Source organism: Corynebacterium sp. c25Ua_89 (genome assembly GCF_047459735.1).
Taxonomy (GTDB): Bacteria; Actinomycetota; Actinomycetes; order Mycobacteriales; family Mycobacteriaceae; genus Corynebacterium; species Corynebacterium simulans.
Genome location: NZ_JASBOD010000004.1, coordinates 213222 through 226380 on the forward strand (window position 1 = coordinate 213222; position 13159 = coordinate 226380).

Annotated in this window: 11 protein-coding genes; 6 read left to right on the plus strand and 5 right to left on the minus strand. The window is 61.6% G+C overall.

Features of this window, described 5'->3' with window-relative positions:
• Nucleotides 1-25: 25 nt before the first annotated feature.
• Genes QKB66_RS08220 through QKB66_RS08235 form a run of 4 tightly spaced genes read left to right on the plus strand, consistent with a single transcriptional unit; the run spans nucleotide 26 to nucleotide 3514 of the window.
• Complete coding sequence (locus QKB66_RS08220) at nucleotides 26-1153, plus strand: DUF6779 domain-containing protein (RefSeq protein ID WP_248093085.1); 1128 nt, start codon at nucleotides 26-28, stop codon at nucleotides 1151-1153.
• On the plus strand, nucleotides 1154-1825 hold the full coding sequence (locus tag QKB66_RS08225) for a hypothetical protein (RefSeq protein WP_414253076.1): 672 nt from the start codon (nucleotides 1154-1156) through the stop codon (nucleotides 1823-1825).
• Complete coding sequence (locus QKB66_RS08230; RefSeq protein ID WP_070518552.1) at nucleotides 1822-2589, plus strand: pantoate--beta-alanine ligase; 768 nt, start codon at nucleotides 1822-1824, stop codon at nucleotides 2587-2589. Before QKB66_RS08225 ends, QKB66_RS08230 begins: the two co-directional genes overlap by 4 nt.
• A 10-nt stretch (nucleotides 2590-2599) precedes the next feature.
• On the plus strand, nucleotides 2600-3514 hold the full coding sequence (locus tag QKB66_RS08235) for a 2-dehydropantoate 2-reductase (protein ID WP_248093087.1): 915 nt from the start codon (nucleotides 2600-2602) through the stop codon (nucleotides 3512-3514).
• Nucleotides 3515-3865: 351 nt separating this feature from the next.
• Here the strand turns inward: QKB66_RS08235 and QKB66_RS08240 are convergent, their stop codons facing one another.
• On the minus strand, nucleotides 3866-5956 hold the full coding sequence (locus QKB66_RS08240; RefSeq protein WP_414253077.1) for a PhoX family protein: 2091 nt from the start codon (nucleotides 5954-5956) through the stop codon (nucleotides 3866-3868).
• Nucleotides 5957-6121: 165 nt separating this feature from the next.
• Here QKB66_RS08240 and lysS point away from each other — a divergent pair, with 165 nt between their 5' ends.
• A complete protein-coding gene (lysS, locus tag QKB66_RS08245) occupies nucleotides 6122-7699 on the plus strand; it encodes a lysine--tRNA ligase (protein WP_414253078.1) in 1578 nt (525 codons plus the stop codon).
• Nucleotides 7700-7705: 6 nt separating this feature from the next.
• On the opposite strand, the gene QKB66_RS08250 is transcribed toward lysS, so the two are convergent.
• Together QKB66_RS08250 and QKB66_RS08255 are read right to left on the minus strand one after the other, a co-directional pair.
• A complete protein-coding gene (locus QKB66_RS08250; RefSeq protein ID WP_414253079.1) occupies nucleotides 7706-8980 on the minus strand; it encodes a serine/threonine-protein kinase in 1275 nt (424 codons plus the stop codon).
• A complete protein-coding gene (locus QKB66_RS08255; protein WP_414253080.1) occupies nucleotides 8941-9345 on the minus strand; it encodes a hypothetical protein in 405 nt (134 codons plus the stop codon). Before QKB66_RS08255 ends, QKB66_RS08250 begins: the two co-directional genes overlap by 40 nt.
• Nucleotides 9346-9556: 211 nt before the next feature.
• Between QKB66_RS08255 and QKB66_RS08260 the strand changes: the two genes are divergently transcribed.
• The gene (locus QKB66_RS08260) at nucleotides 9557-10981 is read left to right on the plus strand and encodes an MDR family MFS transporter (protein ID WP_414253081.1); all 1425 of its coding nucleotides are present in this window, start codon (nucleotides 9557-9559) and stop codon (nucleotides 10979-10981) included.
• A gap of 7 nt (nucleotides 10982-10988) precedes the next feature.
• Here QKB66_RS08260 and QKB66_RS08265 read toward each other — a convergent pair whose 3' ends face one another.
• Both QKB66_RS08265 and QKB66_RS08270 read right to left on the minus strand, forming a co-directional pair.
• Nucleotides 10989-11612, minus strand: coding sequence for a hypothetical protein (locus QKB66_RS08265; RefSeq protein WP_414253082.1), 624 nt, complete (start codon nucleotides 11610-11612; stop codon nucleotides 10989-10991).
• 13 nt (nucleotides 11613-11625) lie between these two features.
• Complete coding sequence (locus QKB66_RS08270) at nucleotides 11626-13029, minus strand: serine/threonine protein kinase (RefSeq protein WP_414253083.1); 1404 nt, start codon at nucleotides 13027-13029, stop codon at nucleotides 11626-11628.
• Nucleotides 13030-13159 lie beyond the last annotated feature (130 nt).

The following is a 13159-nucleotide window of genomic DNA, read 5'->3' on the forward strand; positions in this document are numbered from 1 at the left end:
AGGATCGGACTGTAAATTGGTTTCCATGACTGCTCCGACCCCTGAACCACAGCAATCCGCCCCCAAGAAAGCAGACGCCGGCTCGATTGGCCTTATTGCACTGGTGATTTTGGCCGTCATCGCCAGCTTGGTCATGCTCATTTCGGGCTCTGCTAGTGCTTTGAAGCTGGCGCTCATCGCCGCATTGTGGGCGGCTGTCCTGGGCTTTTTCATGGTGGTGCGCTACCGCCGTGAGGCCGCGGAATCGGCCGCGCTGCTGGAATCTGAGCGCGCCCGCAAGGTCGAGCCAACCCAGGGCGATTCCGACATTATGGAGGAAATTCGGCGGGAGCTGGCTTCCATCCGCGCCCAGATTGAGGAGCTGTCTGGCCGCGAGTTCACCTATGAGCCAGCCGCGCTGCACGCAGAGGCACGCCGCATCATGGAGCTTGAGGAAAAGACCCGCGAGCCTGAGGTCGACTTCACCCAGGCTTCCAAGGGTGCGCCAACTGCCGACGCCGTCGCCGGCCGTCTCGGCTCCCAGCCCAGCGCCCGCACCCCGCAGCACAACCCGCTGGATGACATCATCTCCCAAAAGGTCCAGCAGCGCGGCCAGCAGGCCCAGCAGGCCCAGCAGGCGCAGCAGCGCGTTCAGCAGCCGGCGCAGGCGCAGTCCCAGCAGGCGCAGCGCCAGGCCCAGGAGCGCGCCCGCCAGAACTTCGGCCGTCCGACCTTCCCAGCGCAAGGTGGGGCACAGCCGCAACGCCAGCAGGCGTCTGCCCAGCAGCAGCCGCAGGCGAAGCCGGCCTCCGCAAAGCCGAGCCAGCACTTCCCAGGCGGCCAGCCGCAGAAGTCCCCGCAGTCGACTTTCGACACCGCTTCCTTCCAGACCGTGCGCTGGGATGGCCAGCAGTCCTCCCACTCCAAGCCGGCAGAGACCAAGTCCGCGCAGGCTAGCGGCCACCACGCTGCCAACGCCGCGCAGTCTGCTGGCGCACAGCAGGGCCAACAGGCGCAGCCGCAGCCGCAGCCGGCAAGGGCGGCGCAGCACGCTAGCCATAAGCACCGCGCGCCGGAGCAGGAAGGCTCCCGCGGCCGTCGCCGTAGCGACGAGCCACGCGAGGGCTCTGTCTCAGTGGCCGAGCTCATGGCCGCAATGAAAAAGAAGAAGTAAATGCGCGCACCGCGGATGCGCGTCGCGCTCTTCGGAAACTCGCAAGCCGGCCAGCTTCTCGCTGAGGAGATGCGTATGGTCGGCCACACCGTGGAGCCGCTCACAGAACTAACCGAGCTACAGGACTATCAAGCGCTCATCATCGCGCTTGGCGATGCCCGCTTGGAGCAGGCCGTCGACATGCTTGAAACCCACGTGCACGACGGCCTCATCGTGTTTCACACTTGCCTTTCCCGCGGAGTGCAGGTGCTCGATCCCCTAGAGACCCACGGCTGCGTCGTCGCCGCCATCGCGCCGTGTCATGCGCGCCGCTGGGCCACCACGACTATCGATGAGCTTGGCCAAACCATCGCCGAGCTGGTGTTGGGGGAGTTCCAAGCCAGCGGGGCCGCGCTAAGCGATAGCGAAAGGCCCGCGTTTGCCGCCCGCGTGTACTATGCCCAGATGATGACCGAGCTGGCCGTGCGCGCGAACGAGGACGTCTTCAGCGGGACTCTGGTCAAAAGCGCCGAGGCCCTCGAAGCGGCGGAAAGCGCCGAAATCATCGCGGCGTATCGAGGCATCACCGAACCCGGGATGCGCCGCGCCTTCGTCGAAGTGGCCCGGCGGTTCGGCGAGGTCTTTCGCCGCGAGGAACTAGAAATGTGGGCGCTACAGGAGGAGAGCCGATGAACATCGTCGAGGACATCGAACGCATTCGCATGGTGGGCAGCGCCTACCGCAAGACCGGCCGCCGCGTGGTCTTGGTTCCCCTGGGTCGCGGCGTGCACGCGGGGCACCTAGCGCTGGTGCAGGCTGCCCGCCGGATTCGCGGCGCGGTAGTCGTCGTGGCGCTCACCGACCTGCAGGATGCGCAGCTGCTTGGCGAAGTCGACGTCGTCTGGCATGCGCCCCAAGCCCCCGAACGCACGCGGATCGTGCCGCAGTGGCATGGCATGGAGGACATTAGCGCTGAGCTAACGCGCATCATTGGTCTGATTGGTGCGCTTGGGCCAAGCGACGTCGTCATGGGCGAGAAGGATTATGAGCTGCTCGTCGCGACCCAGCAGGCGTGCACCGATTTGCACCTGGGCGTGCGTGTCCAGGGCGTGCCGGCGGTGCGCATGGCTGATGGCGTGGTGATGAGCCTGCGCAATGCGGACGTGGCGCCGGAGGCTCGCGAGCAAGCTAGTGCGTTGTCGGCGGCGCTGACCGCGGGTGCCTATGCGGCCGAATCTGGTGCTGAGAAGGTGCTTGAGGTAACGGGCGAGGTGCTGGCTGCTGCAGGTGTGGAACCGGAGTACTTGGAACTGCGCAGCCGTGACTTGGGCGAGCCGCCGGCTGAGGGCGACGCGCGCCTCTTTGTCGCGGCCACACTTGGCGGGGTGCGGCTAATCGATAGCGTCGGCCTGCCATTGGGTATCGGTTTCCGCAATTTGGAGAACCAAGATAGCTAGTCTGGAATCCATGAAGATTGGATTTCTGGGCGCAGGCGCCATTGGCGGTTACTTTGGCGGCACTCTTTCGCAGGCAGGCCACGAGGTGGGCTACGTAGCCCGCGGCAAAACCCTGGAAGCCCTGCGCTCGGGGCTCACGCTTATCGACGCCTCCGATAACGAAACCTTCATCCCCTCCCCACCGGCGGCGGAAACGTTTGCCGAGCTAATTGAGCAATTGGGCGGACTCGACGTGGCCATTATCGCCACGAAAGCGCTGCCGGGGAATGACACTTTCGGCCCAGACCCAGAATCGCTCACGGGTATTCCCGTGGTGACCACCCATAATTCGGTGGAGATTCCGTACTTGGCTGCAGCGCGATTCGGTGAGGAACATGTGCTGGCTGGTGTTGCTCGCGTCTTCGCGACCCGCCTAGGGCCGGCGAAGATTAAGCGCAACCCCGGTCCGTTGAACTTGGCATTCGGCCCGATGGCGGGCTCGATTCCGGTGGGGCAGCAGTTGGCTGCTGCCTTGAACGAAGCCGGCGCGCGGGGCAAATATCATGCGGAACCATTGGTCGATGTGTGGGCCAAGGCCATGTTCGTAACCACCACGGGCACTTTGGGCGCATTGGTTGACCGGCCGATTGGTTACCTCATCGACGAAATCCCGGGGCAGTTGGAAGCCTTCATGCGCGAGGTCGAGACCGTCGCTCGAGCGTTGGAGGTCGCGCTGCCGAATAACGTGGTGGAGCAGACGATGGGTTTCGCCCGCGAACAGTATCCGCAGGCCACGACATCAATGCAGCGTGATATCAAGGACCGGTTGCCCAACGAGCTCGATGCCCAGGTCGGCGCTATTCGCCGGATGGGGCAGCGCGCTGGAGTTGCGACGCCGCTCTTTGACTTTGCTCAGGACGTGCTGGAGGCTCAGCTGCGCAACTAGCGCGCCCGCCCTCACTGAGCAAACACCCAGGTCTGGAACTGCACCCCTGGAAACCCAGACCTCCTGTTCGCGGTGCGCTGTTACTTTTCGCGGCCGGACTGCGACCTTGAGGTCTTGGTATCCAGGCCTGGGTAAATGGAAAGTGGTGGAGCAGCGGCGAGGTAGTGCGCGCTACAAATACAAATGGTGAGGTCACCCCGTAACCACTGAGGCCTGTGTTGGCCAGTGCGATTATTGTTGGGTGACCTCACCATTTGTTCCTCACCATGTAGTTAGGCAGCAGCCAAATGGTGAGGTGGTGGCCAAATGACTAGGCAGCGGCCAAAGGCGAGCGGCGAAAAGGAGAGCGAGCTAGTTCACGCCAATCTTGCCGTCTTTCCATACTACAACCACGGCCGGGCGCGGGGTGGTCTTGCCACCGTCAGGCCAGTGGGAGGTCGCGGCGTCGAAGGTGGCGTCGTCAGCCTCGCCCGGGTGCTGGACGTTGACCATGACGCGGTCGTCGTCAACGATTGGGCCACAGGTCTCTGCGCCGGCCGGAACTGTGAGGAAGCACTTCAGCTCGCCGCGGGTATCGCCGCTGGTGGTGACCGCATATAGGCCGTCGTTGCTGTCCAGTGCGTTGCCGTCGGTGGTAATCCACAGGTTGCCGTGGTTGTCGAAGGCCAGGTTGTCCGGGCAGGAAATCGGGGAGACCTTGGACTTATCGAAACCGCCGAAGTAGGTGTTGGCTTCATTCGGGTCGCCGCAGACCAGGAAGAGGTTCCAGGTGAAGGACTCGCCGGCGTGGTCATCATCAATTTCCATGACCATGCCGTTCTTGTTCTCCTTGACTGGAGCCCATTCCTTGGCATCTTCCTTGTTCTTCTTGGCGTTCTCGCCGGTAGCGCCGCGGTAGGAGTTATTTGTCAGCGACACGTAGACCTTGTGGGAATCCGGGTGAACCTGGATGTCCTCAGGGCGGTCCATCTTGGTAGCCCCCACCTTGTCAGCGGCCTCACGGGTAAAGATTGCAACCTCTTCCGCGCTGAAGCCATCAACGTGAGATTCAAACTTGTTGTTCTCCGTGTCAGAGGTCAGCAGCTTGACCCACTTGCCCTTGCCGTCGAAGGCGCCGTCCTCAGGCAGAACGCCCGAGCCGTCGATTTCGTCCTCAGGGGAGTTGCCCTCCATCACGGCGACGTACAGGGTGCCGTGGTCCAGGATGGAGAGGTTGTGCTCGATGTTGCCCTCTTCGTACTTCTTGGTGGAGATGAACTTGTAGATGTATTCGAAGCGGGAGTCATCGCCGGAGTAGCAGACGACGGTGCCGTCATCAGCGATGTGGATGTTGCCTGCCTCGTGCTTGAAGCGGCCCAGCGCAGTGTGCTTGACCGGAGTAGAGGTTGGGTCCAGCGGGTTAATCTCAACGATCCAGCCGAAGCGGTTTGGCTCGTTTGGCTCCTTGGAGCAGTCGAACCGGTCGTCGAAGCGTTCCCACTTGCGGGCGGTTTCCTTGTCCTCAATACCGAAGCGCTCCAGCGACTTCTTTGCCTTCTCGTTCTTGATATCGCCGGCAGCGAAGTACTGGTCAAAGTTCTCCTCGCCAGACAACATGGTGTTCCACGGGGTAACGCCGCCGGAGCAGTTGTTCAGCGTGCCGGTTACGGTCTCACCCTTTGGATCGGCCTTGGTCTTGACCAGGTCGCTGCCCTTGGCAGGGCCAACCAGCTGGAACGGGGTAGTTGCGGTAATGCGGCGGTTCAGCGGGCCGAACTCGCGCTTGAGCTCGCCGGTATCGCCAACCTTGGAGACCTCCAGGATGGTGTGGCCGTGGCCAGCCCAGCCGATCTTGACCTGCTCTTCGGTGGGGTTCTCCGGGTCATAATCCGGGAACATCATCGGCTCAGTGGTGTACTCGTGGGAGCACATGTAGACCAGACGCTCCGGGTTGTCCGGGTGCTCGATGAGGCCCGCGAAGTCATTGTTGAAGCCGAACTGCTTTTCCGCAGCTTCCGCAGTTTGCTTATCGACGTCGAATTCCGGTGCCCCCTCAATCACCGGGTCACCCCAGGCGATGAGCACTGACTGCTCGTAGCCCTTCGGTACAACGACCTCGTCCTTGGTGTTTGGCTGGACCGCATCGAACTGCATGCCCTCTGCAGAGGTGAGCTCGACCTTGGCATCGGTAGTCTTGCCGGCGCCTGCGTTGCCCTCGGAGTCACCCGGGCCCGCGCCGTCGCCAGAGCAGGCGGCCAGGGCTGCCGAACCGCCTACTGCAACCACGCTGAGGCCGCCCGCGCGCAGTGCGGTACGGCGAGAAAGCGGGGTGGTGAAACGGTCACCGAAGTAGGAGTTGTTGGAAGGGTTATCGCATTCGCCCAAGCAGGCGTTGCCGCACTTGTAGGTGCAGGTCAGCGAGGAACGCGAGGAAGTAAAGAGGTTAAGGCCTTTGAGTGCCATTATGTGATGCTCCTGATTTCATGTTTTAAGTCATGAGGTTTTCCGGAGCTTATATAAGCACATCTGCATTTACAGCCTGTGTAATCGGAATGTCATTTGAATGAACACTCGTTAAACGGGTACGAGATCGCACTGTCTTAAGGGGATCGACTACCCTAGACAATCGTGAGCGAGCAGAAGAATACCCCCGAAGTAAACGACGTCCCTGAGCAGCTGCGCATCCGCCGCGAAAAGCGCGAGCGCCTGTTGGCTGAAGGCACCGAGGCATACCCGGTCACCGTTGACCGCACCATTGCCATGAAGGACCTTCGCCACAAGTTCCAGGTCCTGGCAGAAGATCAAGAGCCGGGCCAGGACGCCGACGTAACCTACCTGCACGCAGGGGACGAGACCGAGGTCGAGCACGCCATCGCCGGCCGCCTTATCTTCATGCGCAACACCGGCAAACTTTGCTTTGCCACCCTGCAGGACGGTGACGGCACCCAGGTACAGGCCATGCTTTCTTTGGCCGAGGTCGGCGAAGAGCAGCTGGCTGCCTGGAAGTCCGACGTTGACTTGGGGGACTTCGTCTCCGTGCGCGGCCGCGTCATCGCTTCGCGCCGCGGTGAGCTTTCCATCATGGCCACCAAGTGGACCATGGCGGCGAAGTCCCTGCGCCCGCTGCCCGTTTCCTTCGCGGACATGAATGAAGAGACCCGCGTGCGCCAGCGCTACAACGATCTCATCGTTCGCGAGGAGGCTCGCAAGAACGCGATGACCCGCGTGAAGGTCATGCGCGCGCTGCGTAACTACATGGAGGATCAGGGCTTCGTCGAGATCGAGACCCCGATGCTGCAGACCTTGCACGGTGGCGCGGCAGCTCGCCCGTTCGTGACCCACTCCAACGCTCTCGACATCGATCTTTACCTGCGCATTGCGCCGGAGTTGTACTTGAAGCGCGCCGTCGTTGGCGGCATCGACCGCGTCTTCGAGATAAATCGCAACTTCCGTAACGAGGGCGTCGACCGCTCCCACTCTCCGGAATTCGCCATGCTCGAGACCTACGCGGCCTGGGGCGATTACAACGATTGTGCTCGCACCACTCGCGAGTCCATCCAGGCTGTGGCCGAGGCCGTCTTCGGCTCCCACAAGGTCACCCTGGCTGATGGCACCGAGTATGACTTCGGCGGCGAGGAATGGCCGGAAATCGAGATGTACCCATCCCTGAACGAGGCGCTTGCCCGCAAATTCCCGGGCCAGCCGGAGGTCACCATCGACTCCACCGTGGAAGAGCTCAAGGAGATTGCCAAGGTCATCGGCCTGGACGTTCCAAAGAACGGCGGTTGGGGCCACGGCAAGCTGGTCGAGGAGATTTGGGAAGTCCTGTGCGAGGACCAGCTAGAGGGCCCAATCTTTGTCAAGAACTTCCCGGTTGAGACCTCCCCGCTGACCCGTCAGCACCGCTCCATCCCGGGCGTTACCGAGAAGTGGGATCTCTACGTCCGCGGCTTCGAGTTGGCCACCGGCTACTCCGAGCTGGTGGACCCGGTTATCCAGCGCGAGCGTTTCGAGGATCAGGCCCGCCTGGCCGCCGGCGGCGACGATGAAGCCATGGTCCTCGACGAGGACTTCTTGGCCGCCATGGAGCAGGGCATGCCTCCAACAGCCGGCACCGGCATGGGCATGGACCGCCTGCTCATGGCACTTACCGGCCTGGGCATCCGCGAGACGGTTCTCTTCCCAATCGTGAAACCGGAAAAGTAGACGGCCTTAGCAGGCTGGAATCTCGGCTGCGGATTCCAGCTCGCCCCGATAGAAAATCACAAAATTCGAGTGTTTTCCGTCGGGGTAGAACCCAGTGAGGTCGTCTGCATAAGCCACGACCTCTAATCTGCAGCGATCGCCTTCCTTGCGCGCACTACCCCGCCCAGGGGAGGCTTTTTTGAAATCGCTGCGCGCGTCGGAGGATGCAAATTCCAGCACGCTTATCTGCTGGCGCGGGCTGGAGCAGCTTATCGACGCCTCCATCGGCGCCTCCGCTGCCACCTCCTGCGGGTCGCATTTCAGGCCTTCCCAGCCGGTGCCGCCTTCCTTCTCGCCCACAATCTGGGGATATTCTGCTGCGATTTCCTTTTGCGGTCCGCTCCAGTCGTCTTTGGCTAGGTAACTCCATGCACCGGCCACGCCGATGCCGCAGAGCGCGAGAATCATCGCAGCCGAAAGCCATTTGCGCGCGGTACACTCGCGCCGCGGGGTAGCGGTGGGTGTGGTCAGCTCCTCGATGAACTCCCGTGCGCTGGCATAGCGGCGTGCCGGATTTTCCGCGAGCGCCTTGTGCAGCACCGTGTTGATGTGCTCGGCAAAGCCCTGGTTGCGCGGTCCTACGTCTGCTCCGGTGATTTTCGGAATCAAGCGCGAATGCGCCCATTGTTGCCGGTTGTAGTGCGCGCGCAGATTCTCCAGCGTCAGCATTTCCAGCGCGATGAGCGCCAGCGCGTAGCGGTCGCTTGCCGCGGTAGCCACTGGAGCCTTGTTGCTTAGCGACGTCGGATAGAGCTCCGGTGCCAAATAGGTATCCGTGCCCACGCGCACGCCTTCGGAGGTGATGCGATTATCCTCTTCGTAAAGCGCAATACCGAAGTCTGTCAGGACCGTAGCCGAGGGGCGCGGATCCTCTGGGACCAGGATATTTGCGGGTTTCACATCGCGGTGGACAACCGGCGTGGGAAGGCTGGCTAGGTAGTCTAATGCCTGCGCGATAGGTTCGAGATAGATAGCAACCTCGGCCAAGTCGAAGTGGAGCCCTGCGGCCTTGCGGGCCTTCAGGACGTCGTCAAGCGTGCCGCCCTCCACGTAGCGCATGACAAAATAGGGCAAACCTTCCGTCGTGCCGCCGGTGTAAACCGGAACGATGGCGGAGTGGCTGAGGTGGCTCATGCGCCGCATCTCCGCGCGGAAACGCTCGCGTGCATCGGGGTTGGGGGTGGCCTTGATAACCTTGATGGCTACGTCGCGTTCCAGGTCCTTTTGGCGCGCGTAGTACACGCGCCCCATGCCGCCCTCTGCGATGAGGCGGATGTCGGTGTAGCGCTCGTCGATTCCTCGGCCAGTTCCTTGGTAGAAGGAATCACCACGCGCGGCACGGCGCTGGGATCCTTGAGAAGCGGGCGCGCGAGAGCTTCGAGCACGCGGCGCTGCTCGTAATTGGGCTCGAAAGTATTCCGGGTAAATTCTGCGTTTGGCAGGCTATCTACCTCGGGTTCTGTGACAGGGGTGCCCTGCACGAGCTCTAATTCATAGCGCATCATCTTGGTGGAAAAACGCAAAAGCGAGGAGCCAAGCGGAATGATGGCGGTGGATTGGGGAACAACGCGGATAGGAGAATAAGCGCGGTTGCTGGTCGAAGACATCGTGACAGTCAAGAAATTGCCGATGTTTTTGACCAACCACACACCGTCCGATTCGAAGAAGTGGAGAAAATGGCGGTGTACGGCTAAATCATCTTTCCAACTACATTGCCGCATTCGGGAGAACTCCCCAGATCGCCTTTGAAGTGTCGTTGCTCACAAACGCCTGGTCTTGCTGCAAGATGCGCGCGGGACTGCCCTAATCTCTGTCTTCGTGTCCCAAAATTCTTCTGCTCCTGATTCCCTGTCCCGCGACGTAGTTATTAACCTCACGATTCTGGTCTTGGGCGCCATGATCATGATCCTGAACGAGACCTCGTTGTCGGTGGCATTGCCTGCCGTCATGGCAGACTTTTCCATCCCGGCTACGGCGGCGCAGTGGCTGACCACGGGTTTCATGCTGACCATGGGGGTGGTCATTCCCACCACGGGGTACCTGCTGGAGCGCTTTAGCACCCGGCAGATCTTCTTTGCTTCGACCGGGCTCTTCCTCGCCGGCACCGTGATTGCGGCGCTGGCGCCAGCCTTCTTGCTCTTGCTTGCTGGGCGCGTGGTGCAGGCGGCGGGCACGGCGCTAATGATTCCGACGTTGATGACGGTGGCGATGACCCTGGTCCCGCCGCAGCGCCGTGGATCGGTGATGGGCATCATTTCGATTGTCATTTCGGTGGCTCCCGCCCTGGGCCCCACGGTGGGCGGCGCGATTGTTAATGCTTTGAGCTGGCACTTCATCTTCTGGGCGATGGCTCCGCTGATGGCGTTGCTGGTGGTAGCGGGCATCGCCAAGCTTGTCGACGTCGGGGAAAGCCGTGATACCCCGCTGGACCCATTGTCGGTGGTGCTTTCGGTATTCGCCTTCGGCGGGCTGGTCTACGGGCTTTCTTCCATCGAGAAAATGCTGGAAGGCGACGGCCTGGTGGAAATTGTCGCCACCGTGGTGGGCGCGGTGGCTTTGGTTGTATTTGCTAAGCGACAGCTAGCGTTGGGCAAGGAAAACCGCGCGCTGATGGACTTGCGCCCCTTCCGCGTGCGCAATTACACGATTGCCGTGGTCATCATGCTGGTTTCCTTCGGGCTGATGCTGGGCTCGGTGACGGTTTTGCCGATTTACCTGCAAACCTCCCTGGGCGTTTCCGCCTTGGTTACTGGCCTGGTGGTGATGCCGGGCGGCCTGCTGCAGGGCCTTGTCTCGCCGTTTGTGGGGCGCATCTATGACTCTCATGGCCCGCGCCCGTTGATGATTCCCGGCGCCATCCTGCTGGTGTTGGGGCTTGGCGCGATGGCAACGCTGGGGGAGGGCTCTCCGGTGTGGCTCGTGGTGGTCATGCACGTGACCTTTGCGGTGGGTATTGGCCTTATGATGACTCCGCTTATGACTACGGCTTTGTCCTCGCTGCCGAATGAGCTCTACTCGCATGGCTCGGCAATCATGAACACTCTGCAGCAGCTCGCCGGTGCGATGGGCACGGCCTTCCTAGTGGTCTTCTTGACCCGCGGCACTGTTGCTGGCATGGAGGCGGGCATGGACGAATCCGCCGCCACCGCACAGGGCACGCATTGGGCATTCTTGTTCGCGGCCGTCGCATCGCTTGTGGCACTCGTGCTCGCGCCGATGCTGCGTCCGGTTCCGCAGGATTAGCCTTTAGCTAGCAGGGGGAGAGGAACTCTGCGCGGTTGGACATGATGCGTGGGTTGCCGCCCAGGCGGGAAGCTGCGGAACACAGAGCATCGGTATCGAAGCCATAATCGATGGCCACCGGGTAGACCTTGCCCTCTGCTACCTCGCCGCGCACAGATGGGCAGATACCTGGGTTGTAGTATTCCGCGCCGGGGTAGGCAGCGACTGAGCGCTCAAGCTGTGGAAGGGCCTCTTCCGGGCTGCCGGCCACGACGGAATCGACGATGAGCACGCCGTGGCCGTCGCAAGCCACGGTGGCGGGATTAAATCCAGCGGGCAGGCCCGGGTTGGACTTAGTCGGGGCAGGAGCGGTGTATTGCTGCGTGACCGTCTGTTCGACGGTCTTGGTCAGGGTTGCAGCTTCTGTTACTTTGCTCTTGCTGTTGTCGCTGCTTTTCGGCTCAGCGCTTTCTTGCGCGGTGCTCTCAGTTGCAGGGGCTTCGGCAAGTGGGGCTAGCTGGGACTGCGCATTTTCTTTGGCACCGCCCAGCATTCGCATGGCCAGAACACTGCCGCCTACCAGTGCAATAAGTGCTAGGACTGCGACGGCAATCGCGATGTAGATGGTCTTGTTTTCCTGCGAATTATCCATGGTCGCTGCTCCTTTAGGCGCACAATTGCATTTTTAGGCGCGCGTTCTCCGCGTCTGCACCCCAGATAATGAAGGCGGACTGGGTGCCAGGCACTGCCATGTAATAGGTCGGCTCCTCGGCGTTCGGGGCTTCGAAGCTCTGGACGGTGCACTGACCATTGGAAAGCTCGGTGGGATCAGAAGGCAGGATGGCGTCGCGGGCTTCCACGGATTCGTAGGAGGCGACAGAATAGCTTAGGTCCTCGCCCTCACAGGTGATCTTCGCCAGCTGGCCTTCCTCCGGCTCGCGGTGGTGGCACTTGGTATCGCCATAGCCGGAGGTGCCGCTGCGCGAGCCCAGCAGGCCAGGGTAGGCCTCTGCGAGGTTGCTTTCATCATCGTTCCAGCCCGGGTACTGCTTGAAGAAGAAGATGCCGGCGGCGGCGAGAACGACCACTGCCAGTGCGGTGCACAGCGCGATGAGGCCGGTCTTCTTGCCAGAGCCGGACTTCTTTTCTGCGACCGGTGTAGCAAATTCCGCGCCGTGTGGTTGACCCTGCATCTGCCCCTGCGGTTGGCCTTGTGGGTAGCCTTGCTGGAACCCCTGCTGGTACTGGCCTTGCTGCATCATCGGCTGCTGTTGCGGCATGTACTGCGGTGGCATCTGCTGCTGCGGGGCCTGCTGCGCTGGCTGAGGCTGCGTCTGCGGGTGGGTTTGCTCGCGGGTTGCCGCAGCTCGCGGGCTGGCGAACTGGGAAGCAAAACCTGTACCTGCGGCACCAGCTGCTCCCGCTGCAGCGACGCCCGCTGCAGCGGTACCTGTGGAAGTAGAGGCGTTACGCAGGACGTCGATAACCGAGCCAGCCGTGTGGAACTGGGAATCTGGCTTGAACTCCGGATGCGCAGATTTAATGAGCTCCGCAAAGCGCTGCGTGACCTGCTCAGCGGTAACGTTGCCCACGCCCGGGCCTGCCGCACACAGCACCGCATTGCTGCGCGAACCCGTAACCATGATGCGGCGCGGATGCAGCGCATGCATGGCAAAGCCCGCCTGGTTGTTCTGCAACAGGTAATCCACTGCCTCGGCCAAAGGAGTAAAAACTGAAAGCGCCTCGGTCTTGGTGAGATGCTGCGCGCCTAGGCCAGAACCGGTGAAGGTAGAAAGCGGCTCGCCGGAAAGTGCGGCGCGCACCAGAAAGTCCTGGCCCTTTTCTGTGGTTCCGGTGCCGACGAGCGGGGCGATGGAGCGATGACGGACGTCGGAAAGCGCGGCGGCCTGCTTAACCGCACCGCGGTGGTTGGACTCAAAAAGCTCGACCGTCATTGGCTTATTAGAGGAGTCCACGACACCGAAAAGCGTGGAGACCGGGGATTCGTCCATTACGGAAAGCTGACGAAGTTGATGCTGAGTAGAGAAGAACTCAGGGAGCTTTTTCACAGGGATTCATCCTTTAAAGGCAAGCGGTATAGGGGGACGTTTCTTCATTAAGAGTAACGGCCAAACGGACATCGTTAAGCGAAAAGGGGCGTACAAGTGGCATAAAGTTCCTGTTCGCTACCGGCGTACA